Source organism: Pseudomonas sp. 01L34 (genome assembly GCF_056400265.1).
This window is the reverse complement of sequence record NZ_JBFTSX010000001.1, coordinates 680,200-705,686: the sequence shown is the minus strand read 5'-3', so window position 1 is coordinate 705,686 and position 25,487 is coordinate 680,200. Positions and strand designations below refer to the sequence as shown.

The 25,487-nt window shown below is 59.1% G+C and carries 21 protein-coding genes and 1 pseudogene; 7 read left to right on the top strand and 15 right to left on the bottom strand.

The annotated features are described in order from the left end of the window. Nucleotides 1–18: 18 nt before the first annotated feature. Together arnT and pmrG are read right to left on the bottom strand one after the other, a co-directional pair. The gene (gene arnT, locus AC1DQM_RS03065) at nt 19–1,740 is read right to left on the bottom strand and encodes a lipid IV(A) 4-amino-4-deoxy-L-arabinosyltransferase (RefSeq protein ID WP_064617811.1); all 1,722 of its coding nucleotides are present in this window, start codon (nt 1,738–1,740) and stop codon (nt 19–21) included. A gap of 187 nt (nt 1,741–1,927) precedes the next feature. Then, nucleotides 1,928–2,605 carry a lipopolysaccharide core heptose(II)-phosphate phosphatase PmrG gene (gene pmrG, locus AC1DQM_RS03060; protein WP_111453315.1) on the bottom strand — a complete coding sequence of 226 codons (678 nt, stop codon included), beginning with the start codon at nt 2,603–2,605 and terminating at the stop codon, nt 1,928–1,930. A gap of 299 nt (nt 2,606–2,904) precedes the next feature. On the opposite strand from pmrG, the gene AC1DQM_RS03055 reads away from it, so the two are divergent. Further along, on the top strand, nt 2,905–4,176 hold the full coding sequence (locus tag AC1DQM_RS03055) for a sensor histidine kinase (protein WP_477745874.1): 1,272 nt from the start codon (nt 2,905–2,907) through the stop codon (nt 4,174–4,176). Nucleotides 4,177–4,182: 6 nt separating this feature from the next. Here AC1DQM_RS03055 and AC1DQM_RS03050 read toward each other — a convergent pair whose 3' ends face one another. From AC1DQM_RS03050 to AC1DQM_RS03020, 7 genes are all read right to left on the bottom strand, one after another. Continuing rightward, nucleotides 4,183–4,737: a PqiC family protein gene (locus tag AC1DQM_RS03050; protein WP_138867522.1), complete on the bottom strand. Its 555-nt coding sequence runs from the start codon at nt 4,735–4,737 to the stop codon at nt 4,183–4,185. A gap of 15 nt (nt 4,738–4,752) precedes the next feature. Further along, complete coding sequence (locus AC1DQM_RS03045) at nt 4,753–6,408, bottom strand: PqiB family protein (protein WP_138867523.1); 1,656 nt, start codon at nt 6,406–6,408, stop codon at nt 4,753–4,755. Continuing rightward, a complete protein-coding gene (locus AC1DQM_RS03040; protein ID WP_086944304.1) occupies nt 6,389–7,057 on the bottom strand; it encodes a paraquat-inducible protein A in 669 nt (222 codons plus the stop codon). The genes AC1DQM_RS03045 and AC1DQM_RS03040 overlap by 20 nt, the downstream gene beginning before the upstream one ends. Next, a complete protein-coding gene (locus tag AC1DQM_RS03035; RefSeq protein ID WP_138867524.1) occupies nt 7,054–7,650 on the bottom strand; it encodes a paraquat-inducible protein A in 597 nt (198 codons plus the stop codon). The genes AC1DQM_RS03040 and AC1DQM_RS03035 overlap by 4 nt, the downstream gene beginning before the upstream one ends. Before the next feature lie 174 nt (nt 7,651–7,824). Further along, entirely contained in the window at nt 7,825–9,126 is a 1,302-nt protein-coding gene (locus AC1DQM_RS03030) for an NAD(P)/FAD-dependent oxidoreductase (protein ID WP_138867525.1), read from the bottom strand. Further along, nucleotides 9,123–10,211, bottom strand: coding sequence for a polyamine ABC transporter substrate-binding protein (locus AC1DQM_RS03025; RefSeq protein WP_019578877.1), 1,089 nt, complete (start codon nt 10,209–10,211; stop codon nt 9,123–9,125). Before AC1DQM_RS03025 ends, AC1DQM_RS03030 begins: the two co-directional genes overlap by 4 nt. Nucleotides 10,212–10,261: 50 nt before the next feature. Continuing rightward, nucleotides 10,262–11,620 carry a glutamine synthetase family protein gene (locus AC1DQM_RS03020; RefSeq protein WP_018925852.1) on the bottom strand — a complete coding sequence of 453 codons (1,359 nt, stop codon included), beginning with the start codon at nt 11,618–11,620 and terminating at the stop codon, nt 10,262–10,264. 162 nt (nt 11,621–11,782) lie between these two features. On the opposite strand from AC1DQM_RS03020, the gene AC1DQM_RS03015 reads away from it, so the two are divergent. After that, complete coding sequence (locus AC1DQM_RS03015) at nt 11,783–12,709, top strand: helix-turn-helix domain-containing protein (protein WP_019578879.1); 927 nt, start codon at nt 11,783–11,785, stop codon at nt 12,707–12,709. Next, the gene (locus tag AC1DQM_RS03010; protein WP_138867526.1) at nt 12,706–13,158 is read left to right on the top strand and encodes a YMGG-like glycine zipper-containing protein; all 453 of its coding nucleotides are present in this window, start codon (nt 12,706–12,708) and stop codon (nt 13,156–13,158) included. The genes AC1DQM_RS03015 and AC1DQM_RS03010 overlap by 4 nt, the downstream gene beginning before the upstream one ends. On the opposite strand, the gene AC1DQM_RS03005 is transcribed toward AC1DQM_RS03010, so the two are convergent. Genes AC1DQM_RS03005 through AC1DQM_RS02995 form a run of 3 tightly spaced genes read right to left on the bottom strand, consistent with a single transcriptional unit; the run spans nt 13,143 to nt 16,834 of the window. Then, nucleotides 13,143–14,174, bottom strand: coding sequence for a DUF2955 domain-containing protein (locus AC1DQM_RS03005; RefSeq protein WP_192379120.1), 1,032 nt, complete (start codon nt 14,172–14,174; stop codon nt 13,143–13,145). The two genes, AC1DQM_RS03010 and AC1DQM_RS03005, sit on opposite strands and share 16 nt — an antisense overlap. Next, on the bottom strand, nt 14,164–15,303 hold the full coding sequence (locus AC1DQM_RS03000) for an HlyD family secretion protein (protein WP_111453324.1): 1,140 nt from the start codon (nt 15,301–15,303) through the stop codon (nt 14,164–14,166). The genes AC1DQM_RS03005 and AC1DQM_RS03000 overlap by 11 nt, the downstream gene beginning before the upstream one ends. Continuing rightward, nucleotides 15,296–16,834: an efflux transporter outer membrane subunit gene (locus tag AC1DQM_RS02995; RefSeq protein ID WP_138867528.1), complete on the bottom strand. Its 1,539-nt coding sequence runs from the start codon at nt 16,832–16,834 to the stop codon at nt 15,296–15,298. The genes AC1DQM_RS03000 and AC1DQM_RS02995 overlap by 8 nt, the downstream gene beginning before the upstream one ends. Before the next feature lie 206 nt (nt 16,835–17,040). On the opposite strand from AC1DQM_RS02995, the gene AC1DQM_RS02990 reads away from it, so the two are divergent. After that, nucleotides 17,041–17,562, top strand: a complete 522-nt coding sequence (locus AC1DQM_RS02990) for a transporter suffix domain-containing protein (protein WP_019578884.1) — start codon at nt 17,041–17,043, stop codon at nt 17,560–17,562. A gap of 6 nt (nt 17,563–17,568) precedes the next feature. Here AC1DQM_RS02990 and AC1DQM_RS02985 read toward each other — a convergent pair whose 3' ends face one another. After that, nucleotides 17,569–18,201 (bottom strand): response regulator, encoded by a 633-nt coding sequence (locus AC1DQM_RS02985; protein ID WP_018925859.1) that lies wholly within the window; start codon nt 18,199–18,201, stop codon nt 17,569–17,571. Between the two features lie 33 nt (nt 18,202–18,234). Beyond that, nucleotides 18,235–19,596 carry a cache domain-containing protein gene (locus AC1DQM_RS02980; protein ID WP_018925860.1) on the bottom strand — a complete coding sequence of 454 codons (1,362 nt, stop codon included), beginning with the start codon at nt 19,594–19,596 and terminating at the stop codon, nt 18,235–18,237. Nucleotides 19,597–19,838: 242 nt separating this feature from the next. Here AC1DQM_RS02980 and AC1DQM_RS02975 point away from each other — a divergent pair, with 242 nt between their 5' ends. From AC1DQM_RS02975 to AC1DQM_RS02965, 3 genes are all read left to right on the top strand, one after another. Next, nucleotides 19,839–21,896 (top strand): carbon starvation CstA family protein, encoded by a 2,058-nt coding sequence (locus tag AC1DQM_RS02975; RefSeq protein ID WP_138867529.1) that lies wholly within the window; start codon nt 19,839–19,841, stop codon nt 21,894–21,896. Nucleotides 21,897–21,910: 14 nt separating this feature from the next. Beyond that, nucleotides 21,911–22,108: a YbdD/YjiX family protein gene (locus tag AC1DQM_RS02970; protein WP_007938220.1), complete on the top strand. Its 198-nt coding sequence runs from the start codon at nt 21,911–21,913 to the stop codon at nt 22,106–22,108. Nucleotides 22,109–22,431: 323 nt separating this feature from the next. Next, nucleotides 22,432–24,195: a SulP family inorganic anion transporter gene (locus AC1DQM_RS02965; RefSeq protein WP_138867530.1), complete on the top strand. Its 1,764-nt coding sequence runs from the start codon at nt 22,432–22,434 to the stop codon at nt 24,193–24,195. A gap of 75 nt (nt 24,196–24,270) precedes the next feature. Here AC1DQM_RS02965 and AC1DQM_RS02960 read toward each other — a convergent pair. Continuing rightward, a pseudogene (locus tag AC1DQM_RS02960) lies at nt 24,271–24,382 on the bottom strand (ornithine carbamoyltransferase); the annotation flags it as partial. Nucleotides 24,383–25,487: the final 1,105 nt, after the last annotated feature.

Below are 25,487 nucleotides of genomic sequence, written 5' to 3'. Positions count from 1 at the left end.
CCTGTAGGAAGAACGGTGTCAGGGTTGGCTCTGCGGGAATATCAGAATCTCCAGGTGGCCGCGCTGATAGCGCTTGCCATCGATGGGCAACATCTCGACTTCCTGCATCTCCGCGACACTGTTAACCCGCATCACCACGCCGACCGCGCCTTTTTTGCGGGCCTCGGTCATCCATTGCCCGACGTTGTCCAGGGTGACTTTACGTGACGCCATGGCGGGATCGTCGAGGCCATATTTCAGCTCGCCGACAGTGTTGAACAGATCGACCTGAGGTCGCTTCAGGCGCCACGACAAGGCTGACGCCGCGCCCAGATCGTTGCTGAGCAACGATGTCGTCTGACTCAAGGCATCCAGATGCTCGGCGATGAACTGGTCAGGCATTTGGCTATTGACGATCTGCGCCGGCATCGCTGCCGGCAACAACGCTACCAGCAGCCAGATGCCGAGTGCCGGCATGGCCCAGAATATCAATGGACGCAGCACCTGCAAGGCGTTGGTGATGATCCAGCCGAGCAACACGATGAACGCCAGGGACAGGGTGAACATCTCGGTGTTTTCGTAGACTTCCTTGGTGGCTTGCAGATAAAGCAGGGCGATCAGGGCGCTGGTGGCGATGACGACGTTGATCACGCCGTTGATGCGAATGATCCGGCCTCGTCCTTGATTCAATAGCTCCATCACTGCGTGTCCCATCAGCAACGCCAGAGGCAACAGACACGGCATGATGTAGGTCGGCAGTTTGCCGCTACTGAAGCTGAAGAATGCCAGCGGCAACAGCATCCAGAGCAACAGAAAGCCGATTACGGGCTGGCGCTTTTGCTGCCAGGCCTGAACGAGTGTCGTTGGCAACAAGGCAGCCCACGGCAGGCTCGAGGCGACCAGCAGCGGCAAATAGAACCACCACGGGCGCGCGTGTTGCGCATCTTCGCCAGCGAAACGGCGGATGTGTTCGTGCCAGAAGAAAAACCGCCAGAAATCCGGTTCCTGATGGTGAATGGCGAGCACCCACGGCAGGCAGACCACCGCGGCCACGACCACCGCCAGTGGTCCGTAGCGCAACAGCTCGCCCAGGCGTCGCTGCCAAATCATGTAGGGCAGGGCGATCAACACCGGCAACAACCAGGCGAGAAAGCCCTTGGTCATGAAGCCCATGCCACAGGCAAAACCCAACAGCGCCCAAGCGCCGAGTTTGCCGCGGGAGGAATGGCTATCGATGGCAAACCACAACGCGACCAGGCTCAAGTTGACCCAGAGCGTGAATTGCGGATCGAGGTTGGCGTATCCGGCTTGCCCGGCGATCAGGCCGAAGCTCATGTAGAGCAAGGCGCAGATAAAGCTCTTGCTCGGATCATTCCAGAATCGGCGAGCAATCAGGTAAGTCAGCCAGACGCTCAGCCCGGTGCTCAGCGCCGAAGCGATACGCACACCAAACAGGTTGTCGCCAAACACCGCTTGACCGATGGCGATCATCCAGTAACCGGCGATGGGTTTCTCGAAGTAGCGGATACCCATGAAGTGCGGGGACACCCAGTTACCGCTCAGCAGCATTTCCTGACTGATCTGGCCATAGCGGGTTTCATCGGGAATCCATAGACCATGGGTGACTAGCGGCAGCAGGTAGAAGACCACGTACGCCAGCAGCAAGCCGGGCACGATCCAGCGTTCGGTGATGGGCAGCGCACGCGCGGTGCCACGCAATAAAGAGCCGTCGGGGTGGGGCAACAAGTTATTGGACGTCATGACTCGACCTTGGCGCAGAAGGATGTTGCTCCGCCAGGTGTACGCTTGCACTAGCGGAACTTTTTACATAAAGCAACACAATAGCGATGTGGACTACAGAAGTTGCGTCAGCCATCTAATGGTTACGGACTAGTTATAGTCTGCCCGAGCAAAAAGGCTTTCTCGGCTTCGACTTTTTTTTCCGCGATTATTGTTTCAAGGCTTTGCCGTGCAACAGCGTCTGCCAGTCAGTGGCATTCACAATGCCGAGTACCTGAGGTTGCCCGTCGGCGGCAATTTGCACGAACAAGGCACTGCCATACTTACTGGTCGTCGCGTGCTTGAAACCGGTCTGGGCTTCGAAGTCGCTGATGCAACCGCTGTGCGTGACCAGCACCAGATTTCGATGGGCTTGCTTGTGCGCCACCACATCGTTACGCATGGTTTTGCCACAACTGACCAGCCATTCCTGGGTCGCCGCGTCTTTACCGAACATGTAACGCGAGGTTTGCGCCGTGCGGGTGGTTGGGCTGCTCAGCACATCGGTCTGGGTCATGCCCAGCTGCACAAAGCCTTGGCCCACGGCTGTGGCGGCTTCGCTGCCGACTCGGGTAATACCGTCGGCGGGGCCAAGGCACGGATTGCTGGACTGGTCGCAGCGTTCCGCATGGCGAACCAGTGCCACCACTTCACCGGCTTGCCAGCGATCGAGCAGGCTGTTGGTCGCTTCGGACCCGGCGGTCACCAGGTTGATCGGCGATCTGGGCCACCAGACAAACCCCATGACGAGTGCCGCGATAACCAGAGCGGCCGTTGCCGCGACCAGTTTGCCCAGCCGCGATGCAACGATTCGTGCTGGCTGTTTGCGCGATACATGATCAACCATGTTTTGTTTACCCGTCGGTACGCAATAGAGAACAACTTTCAAATACAACCCAGCGTAACAACGCTTGAAGGGTCCTGGAAAGACACTAGTTCAAGGGAGGTGTCGGAGTAGTGAAAGGGATGTGAAAAATTTGCGTAGAAAAATTTCAGTACTTTTTTTTAGTTGGTTGTAGCAGCGCTTGTCTTGAACACCACGTACAGTGGTCTATGGTCTATCTTTGGTTCGCGTCTCGGCTCTGCGGCATCGGCCTGATTCAGCAGATGGCGCGGTTTGAACCGGCAGTGGAGCCAAGCAACAGAATGGATTTCAAACTGAGTCTGAATAAACGGATTGTCATCGTATTTGCCTTGATGAGTACCTTGGTCGCGGGCGTATTTGCGATGGGCATCGTCGCGACCGTGCATGTGGTGGATCGAAATATCACGGCTTCCCGCCTGGTAGGAGGGCTGCACCGCTTGCTGTCGATGGAAAACAGCGCCGGGTGGAGCCATCAGCCGGAGAAAGACGAACTGTTTTTCATCCAGGAAGGTCCGGGTGCGATGGCGCTGGATAAGGAACTGGCGGCGCTTGCACCAGGTTTTCAGGAAACGCTCTACGCGGGTTCTAAGTACTACGCCATGGTAAGCCTGGTGGGCGGTCGCAAATACGTTTTGTTGCGAGACCGGCGAAGCGTCGAACAGCGTGAACAGGCGTTATTCTCAGTGGTGGTCGTCGGGTTCGTCTTGAGCATCCTGCTCGCGGTTTTGTTAGGCCGGATGCTGGCCAGGCGTGTGATGGCGCCGGTCATTCGTCTGGCGCACCAGGTGCGTCAACGTGAGCAGTTGCTGGAACTGGCCCCTGAGCTTCATCCCGACTACGCGGCCGACGAAGTGGGAGCGCTGGCACTTGCCTTCGATCAGACCCTGGGCCGGTTGCGTGAGGCACTGGACCGGGAAAAACTCTTTACCAGCGATGTCAGCCACGAACTGCGCACGCCATTGATGGTATTGGGCAGTTCCTGCGAATTGCTGCTAGCCAATCCCTCGCTTGACCGGCGCTCCGTGGCTCAAGTCAGTCGAATTGCCCGCGCGAGCGACGAAATGCGGCAATTGATCGATACGTTTCTGATGCTGGCTCGCGATCGGGAAGACTCTGATACCGCAGCAAGTGCGACGCTCAAAGAAGTCGCCGATGCTCTCGTGGATATCTGGGCACCGCTGATCCGGGAAAAAGGCATCGAGTTTATTTACGACAATGAACAGGTTTCGTCGGATCGCCATAACCTGACGTTCCTGCGATCGGTCATGGGCAATTTGCTGCGCAATACCTGGCATTACACCGATCACGGCTACATTCGCCTGACCCTGCGGGCGCGCGGTTTCAGCGTCGAAGACAGTGGCATAGGCATTTCGGAAGAAAAACGCCATACGATGTTTCAACCGTTCGTTCGCGGTGACGAGCGCCGGGGAGAAGGCCTGGGACTGGGGCTTTCACTGGTCCAACGGATTTGCACCCATCAGAATTGGCGAGTGGAACACAGCAGCCTTCAGCCCAACGGCAGTTGTTTCACCATTGAACTGGAAGGCGTCTGATGACTGTTATTTAGTTGCCGGGCAGCTTTTCGATGTGCCAGCGGTAGCCTGGCTGATGGTGGCGGCCAAGCGCTTCACATTGTTCTGATGAGCCACCACCAACTCATCGATACTCGTGCCGGAAGGCGTCTGCAAGGTGCTGCGGCAGGTGATTAATGCAGCATCGCCTTCGCCGAGTTTGCGCAGGCGCCATTTGACGTCGATCAATGCGTACTGGCCGGGTATCGAATCAAAACGCTGAACGTCCAGGCGCAACGACACTTTGCGCTGCGGGTTACTGTTGACCAGTTGATCGACCAGGGCACTGCGCAGTTCTTCCGACAGGCTTGCGCCCCACCATTGGGTTTCGAGGATTGCCAGGCCGGCGTTGCCTTGACGAATGACGATCTGCGGACGGTCGACCTGGGGCGGCACGGTGATGCTTTCGATCTGGATGTCCGCGACGCCGCTTGCACCGTTCGGTTGAGCCGGGGTCAGGGTGTGGAATTGAATCGGCTCACTGCGGCAAGCGGCGAGTAGCAACAACGCAGTGACCAGCGTGATCTTCAGCGAAAATGCCATGGGTAGCTCCTGTGGTCAGTTGCGCGGTGGCCCTTGCAGATCCATCGGCGCGGCATTGTCGGGGCGGCCGCGAATCAGCGATTCCGGATGCCGTCCCATGTAGTCCGAGAGTTCACGCAACGAGCGCGACATGCGTCCAAGCTCGTCTAGGGTCTGGCTCAGTTGTTCCCGTTGCGGCGAATCTTCGGCGAGGGTCGAACTGGCCGATTGCAAGGTCTTGCTGACGTCCGACAGGGTGGTTTGCACGCCGGGCAGGGTCTTGGCGTTGAATTGCGCTAAGCCTTTGCGCAGTTCGACGAGATTGCTGTCCAGGTTCCCGGCTATGCGTTCGATAGGCAGTTGGTTGATTTTGTTGACCATGCTTTCCAGTTTTTCCTGCAACTGCTCAAGACTGCCGGGAATGGTTGGAATAGAGATAGGGCGGGCAGCCGGATCGAACGCGACTTTCTCCGCCTTGGGATAGAAGTCGAGCGCAATGTAAAGCTGACCGGTCAACAGATTGCCGCTACGGGCCTGAGCTCGCAGGCCGTTTTCGATGAAGGAGCCTAGCAGGCGCACGGTTGCAGATTCGTCATTGGGGTCATGCTTCAAGGCCTCGAGCATTTTGATGTGAGCTTTACCAAGACGTTGCGGGTAGATCACGATGCCGACATTGACTGGAAAGCTGCGTTTTTTCGCGTCGAAGTCCAGATTGACTGCCACCACCCGGCCGATCTCCACACCAAGAAACTCCACCGGTGCATCAACCTTGAGCCCGCGCAACGCCTGATCGAAACGCAAGCTCAGGAACTGCGCCTTGCCGTTGGGCGGGGCGAGGGCGGTGTGCTCATCCTCGAACAGGTCGAAGGTTTTATCCTCGATGGCCACTTCATCGTTGGGACTGTATTCCGGCGCGCGAAAGGCGACGCCGCCCACCAACAAGGCCGACAGGGATTCGGTCTTCACCGAAAAACCGTTGGCGCCGACATTCACATCAATACCGCTGGCGTTCCAGAACCGGGTGTTCTCGGTAACGTAGGCATCGTTGGGTGCGTGTACGAAGATTTCGATGTTCACCCCTTTGCCGTCGGCATCCAGTTCATACGCCACCACTTGCCCGACGGGGATCTTGCGGTAGTAGACGGGGGAACCGATGTCCAGCGAACCGAGGTCCTGAGTGTGCAACATAAAGCGTTTGCCCGGCTCGCCATAGGTAATGGGCGGCGGGTTTTCCAGCCCGGTGAAGTGTTTGGAGCGGGCATCGGCCTGGCCGATGTCGGCACCAATGTAGTCGCCCGACAGCAAGGTATCGATGCCCGAAACGCCACCGGCACCGATGCGCGGCCGCACAACCCAGAATTGCGAGTCTGCACGAGTAAAGCTTTCAGCCTGTTTGTCGAGCTGGATCGTGGCGTCGACGCGTTTCTGGTCGCCGCTCAGTTTCACTTCCGAGACGCGGCCGATGACCACATTGCGGTATTTGACCTCGGTCTTGTTGGCCACCAGGCCGCTACCTGTCTTGAACGTGACGGTAATGGTCGGGCCTTCCTGCAGCCAGCTGTGCACCACCAGGGAAATCCCCACCAACACCGCTACGATCGGCACGATCCATACCAGCGAAACGCTGAAGCGACGGGTCTTGATCGCGGCTTGGCCAGGGGCATGCGGACCGTCAGTGGCTTGGGACTTCATCCATGGGCTCCTCATCTTGTGGGTTTTGCAGCGCTCTATCCCGCTCGTTATCCCAGATCAGCCGCGGGTCGAAACTCATCGCCGACAGCATGGTGAACACCACCACCAGACCAAAGAACAGAATGCCCGGGCGCGGTTCGATATCGCCCAGGGCCTGGAATTTCACCAATGCCGCCACCAGCGCAACGACAATGACGTCGAGCATCGACCAGTAGCCGATCAGCTCGACAAAACGGTAAAGCCTCGAACGTTCCTTGCGCGCCCAGAAGCTGCCGCGTTGCACCGTGATCAGCAGCAGGGAGAGAGCAACGAACTTGATGCCCGGCACCGCGATGCTGGCAATGAAAATGATCAGCGCAATGTCCCATGCACCGTGTGCCCAGAACTCCAACACACCGCTCATGATGGTGCTGTCGGAGCCGTTGCCGAACAGACTGGTGTTCATGACCGGCAGCAGATTGGCCGGGATATAAAACACCAGTGAGGCCAGCAGGTAGGCCCATGTCCGGGTCAGAGAGTCAGGTTTGCGGGCATGCAACGGCGCGCCGCAGCGTTCGCATTCGTGAGGTTGATCGGTCATGTCGCAGGCCATGCCACAACTGTGGCACAGGCACAGGTTGAGTTCGCTGGCGAGCGGTGGCCTGTTCATAGGGTGTCCCACAAATCACGTACATCGCGCCCGGCGATGCGGATCAGCAACAGGCTGAGGAGCGCCAGGGCAAACATGCCGATACCCGGCAGCACATCCAGCAGCCCGGCGAGTTTGAACACCGCGACCATCGCCCCAAGCAAGCAGACTTCCAGCATGCTCCAGGGTCTGAGGGTTTCCAGCCAGCGCATGCACAGCTTGAAGCCTGGGGAGCGTCGGGAGGTAAGGGCGAAGCTCAATACCCAGATCAACAGGAGCAGCTGGAACATCGGCGCGATGATGATGGAAATCGCCGCCACCAACGCGATGAAAGTGATCGGCCCCTGGCTCAGCGCCACCACCGAATCCCAAAGTGTCGCGCTGTTCCTCATGCCCTTGAGGCTGATGCTCATGACCGGATAGAAATTAGCGAAAGTCCACAGCACTGCCGCCGTGAAACTCAGCGCCAGGCGTTGTTGCACCGACAAACCGTTGTAACGCGCAAGCACACCGCCGCAACGTGTACACAGGGCCTTTTGATGTTTGGCGAGCGTGACTTTTTCATACACGCAGTCGCAGTGCTCGCAGATGATCAATGGAGCAGTCGTCGCCATGGGCAGCACTCGCCGGGAGGCAGAAAAGTCAGAGCACTCCCTCAATATAGAAGTGACTTGCGATTGAGCAAATCTAAAGGCTACTCCAGGGATAACCCGAATGCGGCACTAGAGGGCATTTGTAGCAGACTGCACTTCGGCTTCAGGGTATGTGCAAAGCCATTACCACGAATCTCAGCCAAGCAATTCGCGCAACCGGTACCAGAACATGCCAAGCGCCAGCAGCGGTGAGCGCAGGGTTCGTCCGCCGGGAAAGGTCATATGCGGCACGGCGCTGAACACGTCCAGCCCCCGGCTGTGGCCGACCTGTATCACTTCGGCCAGCAACCGGGCGCACCAGTGGGTCACGTTCAGGCCATGGCCGGAATAACCCTGGGCGTAGAACACGTTCGGGTACTGGCTCAAGCGTCCGGCCTGGGGGAAGCGGTTGGCGGTGATGCCGATCTTGCCGCCCCATTGATAGTCGATGCGCACATCCGCCAATTGCGGGAAGACCTTGAGCATTTTCGGCCGCATATAGGCGCCGATGTCCACCGGGTCGCGCCCGGAATAATGGCAGGCACCGCCGAATAACAAACGTCGATCCGCCGAGAGCCGGTAGTAATCAAGACCGACTTTCTGGTCGCACAGCGCCAGGTTCTGCGGGATCAGCTGAGCGGCCACCTCGGGTGCCAACGGTTCGGTGGCGATGATGTAACTGCCCGCCGGCAGCACCTTACCGCTCAGGCGCGGTTCGAGTTCTTCCAGATGTGCGTTGCAGGCCAACACCAGGCTGCCGGCGCGCACTGTACCGCCGGCGCAGCGAACCTGCACGGTGCTGCCGTGGACCAACTCCAGCACCGGGCTCTGCTCGAAAATTCGTACCCCGAGAGATTGCGCCAGCCGCGCTTCGCCGAGCACCAGATTCAGCGGATGCAAGTGCCCCGAACCCATGTCGATCAGGCCGCCGGCATAAAGGTCCGAGCCCACCACTTGCTGGCGGATCTGCTCGGGGCCGACGAGTCGGGTTTCATGGGCGTACTCCAACTCGGCGAGGCTATGCAGCTCTGCCTTGAACGCAGCGAACTGCGCCGGGGTATTGGCCAGTTCGCAGAAGCCCCAGCGCAGGTCGCAATCGATGCCATGTTCACGGATGCGATTGCCCACCAGCTCCACGGACTCGATGCCCGCACGCTCCAGATAACGCACGCCTTCCTCGCCGACATAACGGGCGAACCCACTGACGTCATGGCCAATGCCACGGATCAACTGCCCGCCATTACGACCGCTGGCGCCCCAGCCGATCCGCCGGCCCTCCAGCAGAATCACCGAGAGCCCGCGCTGTGCCAGTTCGATCGCGGTGTTGACCCCGGTGAACCCGCCACCGATCACGCAGACATCGGCTTCAAGGTCCGAATCCAGCGTAGGGTAGGGTGCCATGCCATTGGCCGATGCCGCGTAATAGGAGCGGGCATGTTGCTTGTCATGCTGATTCATTGGTTGGACTTCACTTTGCTCCAGGAACGGGTCATCAGACGCATGATCGCCTGGGGCGGGGTGGTGGAAATGTAGAGTTTGTCGAGGACGTCCTGGGGTGGGTAGACCTCAGGATTATTGACCAACTCAGCATCCATGTAGGCCTTGGCCGCCGGGTTCGGATTGGCATAGCCCACCGAGGCACTGACCTTGGCGATCACTTGCGGGTCCAGCAGGTTATTGATGAAGGCGTGGGCCTCTTTCGGGTTGCTGGCGTCGGCGGGAATTGCCAGCAGGTCGAACCACAGGTTGCTGCCTTCCTTGGGGATCGAGTAGGCGATGTTCACGCCGTTCTTCGCTTCCTTGGCGCGATTGGCCGCCTGGAACACGTCGCCGGAGTAACCGAAGGCCACGCAGATGTCGCCGTTGGCCAGGTCCGAGACGTACTTGGAGGAGTGGAAGTAGGTGATGTAAGGCCGGATGCTCAAGAGTTTGGCTTCGGCTTTTTTAAAGTCCTCAGGGTTTTCGCTGCGTGGGTCCATGCCCATGTAGTTGAGGACTGCCGGGAATACTTCATCAGCCGAGTCCATCATAGACACACCACACTGGCTGAGTTTCTTCAGGTTCTCGGGTTCGAAAAACACGGCCCAGGAATCGATGTGATCAATGCCCAGCACTTGCTTGACCTTGTCGACGTTGTAGCCGATGCCGTTGGTGCCCCACAGATACGGCACGGAATGCGCGTTCTGCGGATCGTTTTTCTCCAGCAGTGTCAGCAGTTTTGGGTCGAGGTTTTTGAAGTTGGGCAGCTGCGAGCGATCCAGTTTGAGGAACGCACCGGCCTTCACCTGCCGCGCGAGAAAGTGGTTGGACGGCACCACCACGTCATACCCGGTGCGGCCGGCGAGCAGTTTGCCTTCCAGGGTTTCGTTGGAATCGAATACGTCGTAGATCACCTTGATCCCGGTTTTTGCCTGGAAGTCGGCGAGGGTGGTCTCGCCGATGTAATCGGTCCAGTTGTAGACGCTGACGCTTGGCTGAGCCTGCGCCCCGGCGCTGAACAATACCGCCAGCGCGACCGGAACCACGGATTTCAATAGACGCATATCGACACCTCTTTGAGTTATTTGGCTTTGTGGGAGCGGGCGTGTGTTTTTCAGACGCTGAGCAGCAGGAACTCGCGCTCCCAGGAGCTGATCACGCGCTTGAAGTTCTCGTGTTCGGCGCGCTTGACCGCGACATACCCCCGGACGAATTTGCTGCCCAGGTAGCGCTTGATGGTTTCGCACTCTTCCATGCGCGTGAGTGCGTCCTCGATGGTGATCGGCAGGCGCAGGTTGCGTCGCTCGTAGGCACGACCCTGCACCGCGGCGCTCGGCTCGACCTTTTCGACCATGCCCAGGTAGCCGCACAACAGGCTCGCGGCGATCGCCAGGTAAGGGTTGGCGTCGGCACCCGGCAAACGGTTTTCCACGCGCATGGCGTCGGGGCTCGAGGTCGGCACGCGCAGGCCGACGGTGCGGTTTTCTTCGCCCCATTCGACGTTGACCGGTGCCGAGGTGTCGGGCAGGAAGCGGCGGAACGAATTGACGTTGGGCGCGAACATCGGCAGCACTTTGGGGATGTACTTTTGCAGGCCGCCGATGTGGTGCCGGAACAGCTCGCTCATCTGCCCGTCGGCATCGGCGAAGATCGGCTGGCCGCTGGCGATGTCGACCACGCTTTGATGGATGTGCATGGCGCTGCCAGGTTCGTCACCAATGGGTTTGGCCATGAAAGTCGCAGTCACGTTGTGCTTGAGTGCCGCCTCGCGCAGGGTGCGTTTGAACACGGTGATCTGGTCCGCCAGGTCCAGCGCATCGCCATGACGGAAGTTGATTTCCATCTGCGCCGGGCCGTCTTCGTGGATCAGCGTGTCGAGGTCCAGGCCCTGCAGTTCGCACCAGTCGTAGACGTCTTCAAACAGTGGATCGAACTCGTTGGCGGCGTCGATGGAAAAAGACTGTCGACCGCTTTCCGCACGGCCAGAACGCCCCAGCGGCGCCTTGAGTGGCAAGTCCGGGTCTTCGCAGCGCTGGGTCAGGTAGAACTCCATTTCCGGCGCGACAATCGGCTGCCAGCCTTTGTCGGTGTAAAGCTGCAGCACTTTCTTCAGCACGTTGCGCGGCGACAGTTCGATGGGGTTGCCGAACTTGTCGAAGGTGTCGTGGATCACGATGGCGGTGGGTTCGATGGCCCACGGCACCACGTAAACCGCGTCGGCGACAGGTTTGCAGACCATGTCGATGTCGGCCGGGTCGAGCAGGTCGTAGTAGATGTCGTCGTCGACAAAGTCCCCGGTTACCGTTTGCAACAGCACACTTTCCGGCAGGCGCATGCCTCGCTCATGCAGGAACTTGTTGGTGGGTGCAATCTTGCCGCGAGCAATGCCGGTCAAGTCGCTGACCACACACTCGACCTCGGTAATCTTGTGATCTTTCAGCCACGTGAACAGCTGATCGAAAGGGACATTCATAAAGACCTCATTGTTGGTTTGAATTACGCCGGGGAAGGCGCCTTCATCCACCGGACACTTCCCCTGTGGCGCGTTGACGACTATCTTGGGTGAGCCGTGGCGTTCCATCTATCCACTTTAAGCAGCACCAAAACGCACCAAACGAGTGCGTAAGGTCACCCCATGACAGCGTGCAATCCGTTACAGGTTCAAGCCTTCAACACCGCCGACGTGGCTGAGCAGATCCGCGCCACACCGGGTTGGGTGCAGCACTATCAGCAGATGTCACCGGGGCATTTCGCCGGGCGGGTGCGCTATCTGGACTTGCAAGGCGTGGAGATTTACGAAGAGCAGATGAACACCCGGGTCGAGCAGAATTTCAGCGCCCCCGAAGGTTCACTGGCGTTCTGTTTCGATCGCAACGACAACTCGCTGTACATGTTGAACGGCGAGAGCCGCAACATCTGGATCACCCCGGAGAACTACCAGGAAATCGCCGTGGTGTTCGGGCCGCAATTCGTTCAACGGCATGGCCTGGACGTGGCGCGGCTCGAAGGCTTGTTCATGTCGCCGCTCAATTGCGGGCAGAACGCGCTGTTCAGCCGCTGGTTGAGCGGCACCTTGACGCGACTGGAGCAGACGCTGGATCCGCCGAGCAAAGAGGCATTGACCCAGCAGTTGCTGGAGGACTGTTTGTTCATCCTCGATAACGCCTGTGTGTGCCTGGATCGCGCAGGCTTGCAGCGTCGGGCCGAAGAGCGAACGATCATGAAGCGCGTCGCCGAATGGGCCGCCGATACCCCGGAAGAAACCCTCAACTTGCTGGAACTGTCCCAGGTGGCCGGGGTTTCGTTGCGTCAGTTGCAGCACGCGTTCAAGGCGTACACCGGGATGACGCCCTCGCATTGGTTGCGCTTGCGCCGGCTCAACAGTGCGCGCCGTGAGTTGCTCAGCCGAACGGCCAGCGACACGACAGTCGCGCAAGTGGCGATGCACTGGTCGTTCTGGCATTTGGGGCGGTTTTCCAGCAGTTATCGAGCGTTGTTCCAGGAGCTTCCCAGCCAGACGCTCGCCCGCCAACACAGTGGACCTTGTCGGAGGTCATCATGAGTCGGTTATCGTCTTTCAGTCTGTGTGTCGTAGTGTCGATGGCCTGTACGCAGGTCCAGGCCGAAGCGGTTGTGCCGTTGAAAGGGCAGAGTTCGCAACAAACCCAGCTGGACATCAACGATTGCCGCAACGTCGCGGCGAGTCAGAGTTCCTCAACCCCACCACCCTCGGGCGGGCGACTGCGCGGTGCTGCGGTGGGTGCCGCTGCCGGGGCGGTGGGCGCTGAGGTGCGGGGGCGTCAGCATGACGAGTTTTACGAGGGGGTCGACGACGATGTGAAACAGGAATATCGCCAGAACCGGGCCGGGCAAACCGCAGCGGCGGGCGCAGTGGTTGGTGGCGCGCGCCAGCGTCAGGAGCGTCGGGCGCAGCAACAGACCAACGCGTCGACCAGTTCAACCGCCTATACCAGCTGCCTGCAAGGGCGGGGTTATCAGGTAACGCCCTGAGCACCGGGCGTTCGCTGCCGCTGTTCAATCAGGTGAACCATCAGGTCGGCATAGAGCGTGAGGGCGATAAACAACCCCATGCGCACGGCGAAGGCGGTATAGACGTCTTTGCCGGCAAGACTGTCCTGCACCGACTGGCCCAGCAGGATGATCAGCGTGACCAGGCTGTTGAGCCAGAACCCCGGGGTTTGTCGAGTCGGACTCAGGGCATAGAGCTTGCGCGCCAACAGCAAGCCGAACAGCAGCATCCACAGAAAGAACATCCACAAGTGCACGAACAGGCTGAGCGCGCACCAGAACATAATGGCCAACAGCCCGCCCATCAAGGTCGAGCCGAGCAGTTCGCGACTGGCGTTGCGCGTCGTTACCGTCGAACTCTGCTGGCCCAGACTGACCGCTTTCAAAATGATCGGCAGATAGCTGGCCGGGTCGATCAGCGCCAACAGGAACGCTGGGATCACGATCAGGGTGGCACGCAGCGCTATCCTTGGCACTTCTTGCGCCGGCATAGCGCTGGCGACAGGTGGCAAGGGTGCATTGGCCGGGTCGGGAAACAGCCAGTGACTGATCGCGACGACGATGACGGCGAGGAGCAAGGCCTTGACCAGGGCACCGATGACCATTATCGCCAGATCGAACTCGGCAACGCCGGCCGAGGAAATCATCGTCAGGCCGATGATCAGAAAGGTCACGACCAAGGTGTTGCCGCCGCGCAGCCCGAAACCAAAGGCCAGGAACAGACCGACACCGATCAGCAGCACGCCACTGAGGGGGTAATAACGCAGGACCGGGATCAGTAACAGCCCGATGCCGGTGGTCAGCATCGCAACCACTGCCAGCATCACGCCTGCCTTGAATGGCAGGGGTTTGTTAAGCGTGGCCAACAGCAACACGCAAAGCACCGGCGCAATAAACGGAATCGGCAGTGCCAGGCCGAAGCTGATGGCCAGGCACAGCGCCGTGCCGACGGCCAGACGCGGCGCCCGTTGGAATCCGGGCGGGCGATCAGTAGGCATAAGACAACCAACTCATCAGCCAGAAAAACAGGCGTCCCAAGGGATTCAGCGGATTATTCTGCGCAGGAAAGGCCATGACTTCGGCCTGGCCGCCGGCACGAATGGCGCGACTGTCACGTAGCACCTGCATCGCCTCGTCAGAAAATTCGATGATCACCGGGAAGCGTTGGGCCGGACGCAACCAGTCGCGACTGTTTTGCACACTGGGCAAGGTGCCCGGCGCCGGCGTCTGCCCCACGCTGACGCCGTAGCCGACGCTGCGCACCCGCCCCTCGAAGACCTCGCCCGGCAGCGCGTCCAGCACGATCGCCACCGGAGTTCCAGGCTTGACCCGCCCCAGGTTGTTCTCGGTCATGTCCGCACTGATCCACACATCGTGAATGGCAATCAAGGTCATGACCGGCGTGCCGACCGCGGCGAATTGCCCGACGTCGGTGCGCAGGTCAGTAATCAAACCCGCCGAGCGCGCGCGGACCTGGGTGTTGGCCATGTCGAGTTCGGCTTTTGACAATGCCGTGGCGGCGCTGCGTAACAACGCGTTGTCTTCCTCGCTGCCGCCTTCCTGTTCCCGTGCTCGCTGGACTTCAGCACGGGCCGCGGCGACCTGGCTGACGGCCTGCTCACGGCTGGCCCGCGAAGCTTCCAGCAGGCGCACGGAAATGGTTCCGCGGTCTTGGCGGTACAGGCTTTCAAGGCGTTCGTTATCCTGCCGGGCCTTGAGTTCATTGGCCTGGGCCGCCCGCAACGAGGCTTGCGCGGAGGCAATGCCGGCAGTGCTGGCACCGATCTGCCGGCGGGTAGACTCAAGATCCGCGCGTGCGCGGTCGGCGGCTATTTGATAGGGCTGCTGATCGACCTCGAACAGCACATCGCCGGCCTTGACGTCCTGGTTGTTGCGCACATTCACGCGGATCACCTGACCGGCCACCTCGGCCGTCACCGGAATCACAAAGGCACCGACCCGAGCCTGTTGCGTATACGGCGTGAAACGGTCAGCCAACAGGTACCAGGCCAGGCTCAGGACGATCAGCAGCAGCACCCATTTGATGCCTTTTTTTGCCGGATCGGCAGCCGGTTCGGGCGCCTTGGAAGAGGGCGCTTCAGTGGCGGGCGGTGAGGGTTCACTCATCGGCTTTGACCTTGTCTGACGTGGAAGAGGGGGCTGGCGAAGGGACTGGTTCATGCAGCAGGTCGCCCCAGTCGGTGCGGTGTTCCATTTGTTGGCGCGTGCCTGGGTCGACGGTTGGCAGGGCGCTGTACCAGCCACCGCCGAGGGCTTTGTACAGGGCGATCAGGTTGCTCACGGCACTGCTGCGGCTGATCAGGTAATTGTCCTGTTGTTCGAGCAATGCGCGTTGGGCATCCAGCACCCGCTGGAAGTCCGAGTAGCCTTCGCGGTATTGGCTGTTGGCCAAACTCAGCGAGCGCTTGGCGGCGACCTGCGCTTCACTCAGGATGCGCTCGCGTTCCAGTGATTTGCTCAGGCCGCTGGCGGCATCATCGGCTTCGCGTGCAGCCTCGCGGACTTTGTCGCGATAAACCTCGATCAGCTGCTGCAATCGCGCATCCTGCACCCGCACGTTGTTGCTGATCTGACCGTGATCAAACAGGTTCCAGCGCAAACTGGGGCCGCCGATCAGGTCCAGGCTGTTGGAGGTGCCCTTCAGCGTGTCGGTCGACCAGACGATGCTGCCGAGCAAGGTCAGCGATGGATAGAAGTCGGTTTCTGCCACGCCGATCAGTGCCGATTGGGCGGCGACGTTGAGTTCGGCGGCGCGTACGTCCGGTCGACGCAACAGCAGGCTGGCGGGTACGTCTTGCAGCACGGCACGGTCTACCAGCGGAATCAGTCCCTGGTTTTCGAGCAATTGGGGCAGGGCGTTGGGCGGCTGTCCGATCAGTACGGCCAATGCGTTGCGGGTGCGCAGTACTTGCCCTTCAAGCTCCGGAATGCTGCTCAAGGTGCCGAGGTACTGGGTCTTGGCTTGTTGCAAATCGAGCTCGGCGCTCTGGCCACTGTTGAACAGTTTCTCGGTGATTTCAAAGTTGCGCTTTTGCTGTTCGGCGTTTTCCCGGGCGACGCGTAAACGCGCTTCGGTGGTGCGCAATGAGAAGTAAGTGTCGGCCACTTGAGCACGCAGCAGTACCAGTGCGTCTTCATAATTGGCTTGAGCCGCAAAGTAACTGGCATCTGACGACTCGATGGCCCGACTGAAACGTCCCCAGAAGTCCAGTTCCCAACCGACATCAAAACCCACGCTGTGTTGCCAGAAATGGCTGTCTTGCGGGTTGTTGCCGCCGTATTGCCGACGGTTGATGTACAAGCTCTCGGCGCTGGCCTGCTGCAGTTGCGGATAGCGTCCGCTTTGGGCAATCCCCAACCGGGCACGGGCTTCCATGACACGAAGGCCGGCAATTTTCAGGTTGGAATTGTGCGCATCCGCTTCGGCGATCAGCCCGTCGAGGACCGGGTCAGCGAACACTTGCCACCACTGGCGCACATCGGGATAGGCGCGTCTTTGGCTGGCCTGTTCAAGCGCAGGGCTGCTCCAGCGTTTTGTCCAGGCCTCGCCCGGGGCCTGGAAATCCGGTCCCAGACGCACGCAACCGCCAAGAGCGAGGGCACTCAGTAGAAGCAGCGGACCCGGGCGCGTCAGCATCGCAGTACTGTAAGTTGGTCACGGGAAAACCTCATCCGAGCGTCCCCAATGTTGAATGCCCTGGCTGTTGGGCGGGTTTGAACCGGTTTTGATTAGGTTAGTACAGCCAAGGCAAACACAAAGTCATGTTTGACAAACAGGGCATTGAGCAACTGCTACGCTTTTGAAAGTTATTCATTCGGGTGAATAAGAAGGGTACGAAGACCATGACCAGTCCCCAGGACGAGATTGCCCCCAGCTCTACCGGTTGGCGTTTCAAAGCAGGCATCGGGATTCTCAGTTTGACAGTGCTCGCCTGGCTGTTGGTGCCGCTCGCCGCCGCTGCGGATGTGCCCGGCCCAAAGATCGCGGCACTGACAGGCATTTTGTTTATCAGCAACAAGATTCTGCTGATCCTCGCCATCGCCGTCATGGGCAAGTCTGGTTTTCAGCAACTCAAGCGCAGCGTGTTTGGCTACGTTTCCACGCTCGCACCGACTGAACTGGAAGTAGGCCCGGCTCGCCATCGAATTGGCCTGGTGATGTTTTGCCTGCCACTGATTTCATCCTTTCTCGAGCCTTACGTGGACACACTGTGGCCGGGGCTGAGACCGAACCTCTGGCAGGTCCAGGCGCTGGGCGATGCCATGTTGGTCGGCAGCTTTTTCGTACTGGGCGGGAATTTCTGGGACAAGGTGCGTGCTTTGTTTATCCGCACGGCGCGTGTTGTCAACGTGAGTACGGTGTGAGTGCTTCTAACGAGAGATGATCCCGTGATCGATCGCGTATTTTACGAGGGCGGCGGGTTTGTCGATGTTGAGTTTGCGGCGGATGCTCAGGCGATGGGTTTCCACTGTGCGGACGCTGATGTCCAGCTCGCGAGCCATTTCCTTGTTGTTCAACCCCTGAGCCATTTTGTACAGCACCTGGCTCTCGCGTGGTGTCAGTTCGTTGTCGGTACTTTTATCGGCGATGAGCCGTTGGGCGATTTCGGCACTGTAGAACGTCCCACCACTGACAATGGCTTCGATGGCCGCAATGATTTCCCGTGAAGGCGCGTTCTTCAGCACATAGCCGCTGGCCCCCGAGCGAACCGATTCACTGACGTATTCGTAGTTGTCGTACATGCTCAGCACCAGCACCTTGAGCGACGGGTACTGGCTGCGCAACAGCCGGGTCAGCTCGAGCCCGTTGATATCCTTCAGGCTGATGTCGACCAGCAACAGATCCGGCTGACAGCGCCCGACCATCTCAATGGCATCGGCGCCATTCTCGGCTTCGCCCACCACTTCCAGCGGCGCCATGACCGCCAGCAGCGATTTGATTCCATCGCGGACCAGGGAGTGATCGTCGACCAGGGCGACGCGGATCGGGTAGGGCAGGTTCATCGCAGGCATTCACTCTAATTGTTATGGGGTGAGTCAGCGTTCTGTACCGGGTGGCTTCATCGGCAGCAGCACGTCCAGTTCACTTCTTCCCGGCATCGAGGTCAGGTCGAATCGACCGCCAAAATGCTCGACTCGCTCACGGATATTGCGCAGGCCAATGCCGGCCTGGCGACGTTCGACCTGGGCGACATTGAAACCTATGCCGTCATCGATCACCGTCAACCGTACGGACTTTTCGCAGCCGTGCAGGGTAATGATGACGTGTTTTGCCTGGGCGTGGCGTTCGATGTTGGTCAGGCCTTCTTGCACAATGCGAAACAGCGAGGCGGCGGCGCCATCGGCCAGGTGACAGTCGAATTCGTTATCGTTGAAGGTTACAACAAGACCGCTGCGTTGCTCGAACTCGGCGGCGAGTTGACCGATTGCCGCCGGCAGGCCGAGGGTGTCGAGCAATGATGAGCGCAGGTCGTGGGAGAGGCTGCGAACCTCGCCGATCGCTTCCCCCAGGCGCTCGGTGGCGTCTCTTAAAATGCTCAAGCCTTTGTCTTGGCCATTCTCCAGTACATGGCTGGCCAGTTCGAACTGAAACTTGATAGAGACCAGCAACTGGCTGATACCGTCGTGCAGCTCTCGGGAAACCCGCGAACGCTCCTCCTCCTGCAGGCTGACGATACGTTGGGTCAGGCGCTGCAGCTTTTTGTCGGCCAGGCGATGTTCGCTGACGTTCAGCGTCATGCCGCTGGCGAACACAAACAGCACCGCTACAAGCGCCACCGCGGCAATCGCCAGCATGGTTGTGCGGATGCCCTGAGCCACCTCGGCACGCGCTTGTTGGGTGGCGCGCTCAACATCTTCAAGGTAGATGCCGGTGCCGAGCATCCAGCCCCAACGATCGAGCATCACTACGTAGGCGAGCTTGTCGGTCACTTGGCCGGAAGAGGGTTTGTTCCAGGCGTAACGTTGAAAGCCTTCGCCGGATGCCGCGCTTTTGAGCAACGCCTGGATTACCGGCAGGCCGTGAGGGTCTTTCATGTCCCACAGGTATTGGCCCACCAGCTCTGACTGGCGTGCGTGCATCAGGCTGCGGCCTTCGCGGTCGTAGACGAAGAAGTAGCCATTGATGCCAAAACTGAGCTTGCGCAGTTCTTCCAGCACTTGTTGCTGTGCGTGTTCGTCACCACGGCCGTTGTCGTACAGCGGCGCGATCAGGCTTTGTGCCATTTCAACGTAGTTTTTCAGCTCTGCGCGCTTGCTGGCCAGAATGCTGTCTTCGATCAGTTGCGCCTGTTGATCACCCAATTGGCGGTTCAGGGAAATCACCAGCGCGCAGATGACCGCGATCGCCAACACCAGCGGCAGAATGCCGAGCGCGACGATTTTGTGTTTGAGCTGCATCTCTACTCCTGGCCAGACCGAGGGAGGGCGAAGGCCCGGCATCATATGCCAAAGATACGCGCCTCCAGTAGCGGTGCTGGACAGAATGACAAACCGTCTACGTAGAACTACGTAGACGCCACGTACGTAGTAACGCGGATTTATTTGTCGACAGCATGGGTGGATATTGGGCCCGCTCCGCAAAGCGGACACAATTATAATAATTACCGCCGCAGTCACTGACTGTCGGCAGGAGACACGCTATGCCCCGTCTGGCTAAACACCTCGCCTGGTTTGCCGTGGCTGTCTTGGGAGCGTTTGCGCTAAGTGTCGTGGCCCTGCGCCGCGGCGAAGCCATCAACGCCCTCTGGATCGTAGTCGCAGCCGTCGCTATTTATCTCGTCGCATACCGCTATTACAGCCTGTTCATCGCCACCAAGGTGATGCAGCTCGACCCCAATCGGGCCACTCCCGCCGTACTCAACAACGATGGTCTGGACTATGTGCCGACCAATAAACACGTACTCTTCGGTCATCACTTCGCAGCCATTGCCGGCGCGGGGCCGCTGGTCGGTCCGGTGTTGGCGGCGCAGATGGGCTATCTGCCCGGTACGCTGTGGCTGATTGCCGGCGTGGTGCTGGCCGGTGCGGTTCAGGACTTCATGGTCCTGTTCATGTCCACTCGCCGCAACGGCCGTTCCCTGGGCGACATGGTCCGTGAAGAAATGGGCCGCATCCCCGGGACCATAGCGCTGTTCGGCTGCTTCCTGATCATGATCATCATCCTCGCGGTGCTGGCGCTGATCGTGGTCAAGGCCCTGGCCGAGAGCCCGTGGGGCATTTTCACGGTGATGGCGACCATCCCGATCGCGATGTTCATGGGCATCTACATGCGCTACATCCGTCCGGGCCGTATTGGTGAAATCTCGGTGATCGGCGTGGCGTTGCTGCTCGGTTCGATCTGGCTGGGCGGGCAAATTGCTGCTGACCCGGTCTGGGCCAAAGCCTTTACCTTCACTGGACTGCAGATTACCTGGATGCTGATCGGCTACGGTTTCGTGGCGGCGGTGTTGCCGGTATGGCTGATTCTGGCGCCGCGTGATTACCTGTCCACGTTCCTCAAGATCGGCACCATCGTCGCCCTGGCGATCGGCATTCTGATCACCATGCCCGTGCTGAAAATGCCGGCATTGACCCAGTTCATCGACGGCACCGGGCCGGTGTGGAAGGGTGGGCTGTTCCCGTTCCTGTTCATCACCATTGCCTGTGGCGCAGTGTCCGGTTTCCACGCACTGATCGCTTCCGGCACCACGCCGAAGCTGCTCGCCAGCGAAGGCCATGCCCGTTACATCGGTTATGGCGGCATGCTGATGGAATCCTTCGTGGCGATCATGGCGATGGTGGCCGCTTCGGTGATCGAACCGGGTGTCTATTTCGCCATGAACAGCCCGGCGGCCCTTGTCGGCGCCGATGCTGTTTCGGTTGCACAGACAGTCAGCAGCTGGGGTTTCGCGATTACCCCGGAAGCGTTGCAAGCGGTGGCCAAGGACATCGGTGAAACCACCATCCTGGCCCGTGCCGGCGGTGCGCCGACCCTGGCGGTCGGTATCGCGCAGATCCTGCACCACGTGCTGCCGGGTGAAAACACCATGGCGTTCTGGTACCACTTCGCGATCCTGTTTGAAGCGCTGTTCATCCTCACTGCGGTCGATGCCGGTACCCGTGCCGGGCGTTTCATGCTGCAGGACTTGCTCGGCTCCTTCGTGCCGGCGCTGAAACGCACCGAATCCTGGACCGCCAACCTGATCGCCACCGCCGGTTGCGTGGCGATGTGGGGTTACCTGCTGTACCAAGGCGTGATCGACCCGTTGGGCGGGATCAACACCTTGTGGCCACTGTTCGGTATCTCCAACCAGATGCTGGCCGGTATCGCGCTGATGTTGGCAACCGTTGTGCTGATCAAAATGAAACGCCAACGCTATGTGTGGGTGACCATGCTGCCAGCGGTATGGCTGCTGATCTGCACCACCACTGCAGGCTTCATCAAGCTGTTCGACGCCAACCCGGCGATCGGCTTCCTGTCGCTGGCGAAGAAGTACAGCGATGCCCTGGCCAACGGTCAGGTGCTGGCGCCGGCCAAGAGCATCGAGCAGATGCAGCATGTGATCTACAACGCCTACACCAACGCAACGCTGACGGTGTTGTTCCTGCTCGTGGTGTTCAGCATCCTGTTCTTTGCGCTCAAGGTCGGTATCGCCGCCTGGGGCACCAAAGAACGTACGGATAAAGAAGCGCCATTCCATGCGCTGCCAGATGCTTGATCGAGGAGGGCAGAATGTTCAATGACCTGAGTCGCCTCGGTAAATACCTCGGTCAGGCCGCGCGCCTGATGGTCGGCATGCCCGACTACGACAACTACGTCGAGCATATGCAAACCGAACACCCGGACAAGCCGGTGATGAGCTACGAGATGTTCTTTCGCGAACGCCAGGAGGCTCGTTACGGCGGTAAGGCAGGGCCGAAGTGTTGCTGACCTGACAGCCAGGTTGATCCAAACCCTGTGGGAGATTCTATGTTGCAGGACAACCCTGCAACGGTCGATTCGGTTGGTATTCGCTCTGGTTTTTCATCAGGGCGAACGCCCCTCATGATCGCTGATCATGTTCTAGACTCACCGGGGGCCTGATGGAGTTAAACGTCAAGAGCAGAAGGGCCGTCCACGCGATCTGGATAAAACGAATGAGCGGTCTGCAAGAGAAGGCAGGCGGTTATCGCGAGCCGGATTATCCGTTGCGGCGAATTCCCGAAAAATTCTGACGGATTGCCGAGCGAGTCTCCGCCAAGGGCTGCATTGCCATGAGTCATTCGGATATTGTGCCTCCCGTCCCGGAACCGGGGCGGATTGCGCACCGCAAGTCGAACGACGGCCAGACCCTCTGGGACCGCTGGTTCCCGGGACTGCGTACGTTGCGCGGATACCAAATGATTTGGTTGCGCCACGACCTCGTGGCCGGACTGGTGCTCACCACTATGCTGATACCCGTCGGCATCGCCTATGCGGTGGCATCGGGCGTACCCGGTATTTATGGGCTCTACGCAACGATCGTTCCATTACTCGCTTATGCGTTGTTCGGTCCCAGCCGGATTCTGGTGCTTGGGCCAGACTCTTCGCTGGCTGCTGTCATCCTGGCCGTCGTCTTGCCACTGTCCGGCGGCGATCCGCATCGCGCAATCGCCCTCGCGGGCATGATGGCGATCGTCTCGGGGGTGGTGTGCATCCTGGCTGGCATCGCGCGTCTGGGCTTCATTACTGAGCTGCTTTCCAAACCGATCCGCTACGGATACATGAACGGGATTGCGCTGGTGGTATTGATCAGTCAACTGCCAAAGTTTTTCGGTTTTTCGATCGAAACCGACGGGCCGCTGAGAAATGTATGGGAGATCGCTACAGCAGTGATGGCTGGGATAACCAACTGGGCCGCGTTCACGGTGGGCGCAAGTACTCTGTCGGTGATCCTGCTACTCAAGGGCAATAAACGCGTGCCGGGCATTCTGGTCGCAGTGGCAGGCGCGACCGTTGCCGTTGGTGTACTGGACCTTGCAGCTCGCGCCGGGGTGTCGGTCCTGGGATCGCTCCCACAGGGGCTGCCAGCATTCGCCATTCCCTGGATCACCAGGGCTGATATCGTCCCCGTCCTGATTGGTGGTTGTGCCGTCGCCCTCGTTTCGTTCGCCGACACCAGTGTGCTCTCTCGTGTCTATGCGGCGCGGACTCGTACTTATGTGGACCCGAACCAGGAAATGGTCGGGCTCGGCTTCGCCAATCTGACCGCCGGGCTTTTTCAGGGGTTTCCAATCAGCAGCAGTTCATCCCGGACACCCGTCGCCGAGGCCGCAGGCGCGAAAACCCAATTGACCGGTGTCGTCGGTGCGATCGCCGTTGCCTTATTGCTGATGGTGGCGCCGAACCTGTTGCAGAACCTGCCTACCAGCGCATTGGCGGCAGTGGTGATCGCATCCGCCATCGGCCTGATCGAAGTGACCGACCTGCGACGAATCTATCGCATCCAGCGCTGGGAATTCTGGCTGTCGATCGTCTGTACCATCGGTGTGGTCGTACTGGGCGCGATCGAGGGCATCGGCCTGGCCATCGTGATCGCCGTCATCGAGTTCCTGTGGGATGGCTGGCGCCCGTACTCGGCGGTTCTGGGCAGCCCGGAAAAGATCCGGGGTTACCACGATATCAAGCGCTATCCCGACGCGCGCCTTATCCCAGGCCTGGTTTTGTTTCGCTGGGATGCGCCTTTGTTTTTCGCCAATGCCGAGCTGTTCAATGACCGGGTACTGGACGCCGTGGCAACATCGCCTTCGCCCGTGCGTTGGCTGGTTGTAGCGTCGGAGCCGGTCACCAGCGTGGACGTAACTTCTGCCGATATGCTGGCTGAACTCGATGAAACCTTGCGTGGGGCGGGTATCAAGTTGTGCGTGGCCGAGATGAAGGATCCGGTCAAGGACAAGCTAAAGCGATTCGGGCTTTTCGCCAAGCTGGGCGAAACGGCGTTTTTTCCAACGATAGACGATGCGGTCGAAAGTTATCTCGTGATTTATCCAGTGGGTTAGCCCGCGCCAATGAGCTTCGCAGGCGGGATTTCCCGGGAAAGCAAAGCGCGCGTGGACGCTTGGATTTCACAGAACGAATGCCGGAAGGCAGTGCATGAACCGGGGGGGGCGGGTTGCCGGTGGCTTTCATCAAGTCCGTGTTGACCTGGTACGGCAACAGTTGCTTGATACGTTCGGCCCAGGCTTTGCCAAGTGAGGTTCATCGTGCTGATCGAGAGGCGAGCTGCGGGAAATCGTTCCCGGCCACAAAGGACGGTTTGTAATCATTTCCAGAGAGTGCGGGGCATTGATTCGGGAGTTCAATCTCTCGACAAAAGACTCGGCACCATCAAGGCTGCGGAAGCTCGCCATCCACAGACCCATGTGAACCCACCAACAATTCTGTGCAGGGTCTTTTTCAACATAAATCTTCATTGACGGCGCTCCAAAAAGGCAGGAATCAATCATCCTGATGTGTGCAGGCTCATCCTTTGCTTTCTGAGTACGCTGGCGGTGAGCAATCCATGGCATTGCGTCGTTGCGTGCCCGACAGCGTGTGCGCGATCAACCGGCAAACTATTGATCAGGATCAACTATCCTGATCTGTTTGCCCGCGGCCTGATGCCGTGCGTCGGACAGCAACTGTCTAGCTCAATGCCTATTGCGTTGTAGCTTGGCCATCGGGGCGTGGAATATGGTTTTGGCGTAGTACGGATGGTAAGGCTCAGTGTCGGGCCGTCCTCCATGCCTCACTACTTTGCAGCTTCGCTTCAGGCGTCATCTCCGGGTGCATTTTATTGACCATTAATAGTGCGTCGGTATTCATCAATGCGCCGCGCTGGACGCCTTGTATTACACGGAGAATAAAAACAGTGAGTAGGAATTTCCCGCTTGTAGGGCATAAAACTCAAATCAGTTGCCAAATGCACCATTTTCGTCCGATCCAGAGTTGTGCAAGTTACAAGTGGAAAAACCGTTTCAGTAGTCTTATCGATTTTCGTCTCAAAAATGAAACGATGTGTCGCTATTCCGGCTTGTCTAAGGGTTTTTCCGGTTTTTATCGGTCGTAACAATAGTTGGGCACAGCCCTTGCAAAAGTACTTTCAAACCACCGCTAGTGTGGTTTTTCATCGAAAAAAGATAATGGGGGAGCGTTATAAATGGGGCGCCAGAAATCAAACCGCAAAGGCCAAGTCTCTGGCGTCGGAACGCGTCAAGAGGTTGCCGAATTCATGCGGAATTTGTTTCCAAATGAGACAGGAAGTTAACGACGCACACTGAGGTGCTCAACAGAAACAGTACTCACTAAAACA

Coding starts and splice junctions, on each gene's coding strand:
- arnT (WP_064617811.1), bottom strand. CDS start 1,740: ATGACGTCCAATAACTTGTTGCCCCACCCCGACGGCTCTTTATTGCGT.
- pmrG (WP_111453315.1), bottom strand. CDS start 2,605: ATGGTTGATCATGTATCGCGCAAACAGCCAGCACGAATCGTTGCATCG.
- AC1DQM_RS03055 (WP_477745874.1), top strand. CDS start 2,905: ATGGATTTCAAACTGAGTCTGAATAAACGGATTGTCATCGTATTTGCC.
- AC1DQM_RS03050 (WP_138867522.1), bottom strand. CDS start 4,737: ATGGCATTTTCGCTGAAGATCACGCTGGTCACTGCGTTGTTGCTACTC.
- AC1DQM_RS03045 (WP_138867523.1), bottom strand. CDS start 6,408: ATGAAGTCCCAAGCCACTGACGGTCCGCATGCCCCTGGCCAAGCCGCG.
- AC1DQM_RS03040 (WP_086944304.1), bottom strand. CDS start 7,057: ATGAACAGGCCACCGCTCGCCAGCGAACTCAACCTGTGCCTGTGCCAC.
- AC1DQM_RS03035 (WP_138867524.1), bottom strand. CDS start 7,650: ATGGCGACGACTGCTCCATTGATCATCTGCGAGCACTGCGACTGCGTG.
- AC1DQM_RS03030 (WP_138867525.1), bottom strand. CDS start 9,126: ATGAATCAGCATGACAAGCAACATGCCCGCTCCTATTACGCGGCATCG.
- AC1DQM_RS03025 (WP_019578877.1), bottom strand. CDS start 10,211: ATGCGTCTATTGAAATCCGTGGTTCCGGTCGCGCTGGCGGTATTGTTC.
- AC1DQM_RS03020 (WP_018925852.1), bottom strand. CDS start 11,620: ATGAATGTCCCTTTCGATCAGCTGTTCACGTGGCTGAAAGATCACAAG.
- AC1DQM_RS03015 (WP_019578879.1), top strand. CDS start 11,783: ATGACAGCGTGCAATCCGTTACAGGTTCAAGCCTTCAACACCGCCGAC.
- AC1DQM_RS03010 (WP_138867526.1), top strand. CDS start 12,706: ATGAGTCGGTTATCGTCTTTCAGTCTGTGTGTCGTAGTGTCGATGGCC.
- AC1DQM_RS03005 (WP_192379120.1), bottom strand. CDS start 14,174: ATGCCTACTGATCGCCCGCCCGGATTCCAACGGGCGCCGCGTCTGGCC.
- AC1DQM_RS03000 (WP_111453324.1), bottom strand. CDS start 15,303: ATGAGTGAACCCTCACCGCCCGCCACTGAAGCGCCCTCTTCCAAGGCG.
- AC1DQM_RS02995 (WP_138867528.1), bottom strand. CDS start 16,834: ATGCTGACGCGCCCGGGTCCGCTGCTTCTACTGAGTGCCCTCGCTCTT.
- AC1DQM_RS02990 (WP_019578884.1), top strand. CDS start 17,041: ATGACCAGTCCCCAGGACGAGATTGCCCCCAGCTCTACCGGTTGGCGT.
- AC1DQM_RS02985 (WP_018925859.1), bottom strand. CDS start 18,201: ATGAACCTGCCCTACCCGATCCGCGTCGCCCTGGTCGACGATCACTCC.
- AC1DQM_RS02980 (WP_018925860.1), bottom strand. CDS start 19,596: ATGCAGCTCAAACACAAAATCGTCGCGCTCGGCATTCTGCCGCTGGTG.
- AC1DQM_RS02975 (WP_138867529.1), top strand. CDS start 19,839: ATGCCCCGTCTGGCTAAACACCTCGCCTGGTTTGCCGTGGCTGTCTTG.
- AC1DQM_RS02970 (WP_007938220.1), top strand. CDS start 21,911: ATGTTCAATGACCTGAGTCGCCTCGGTAAATACCTCGGTCAGGCCGCG.
- AC1DQM_RS02965 (WP_138867530.1), top strand. CDS start 22,432: ATGAGTCATTCGGATATTGTGCCTCCCGTCCCGGAACCGGGGCGGATT.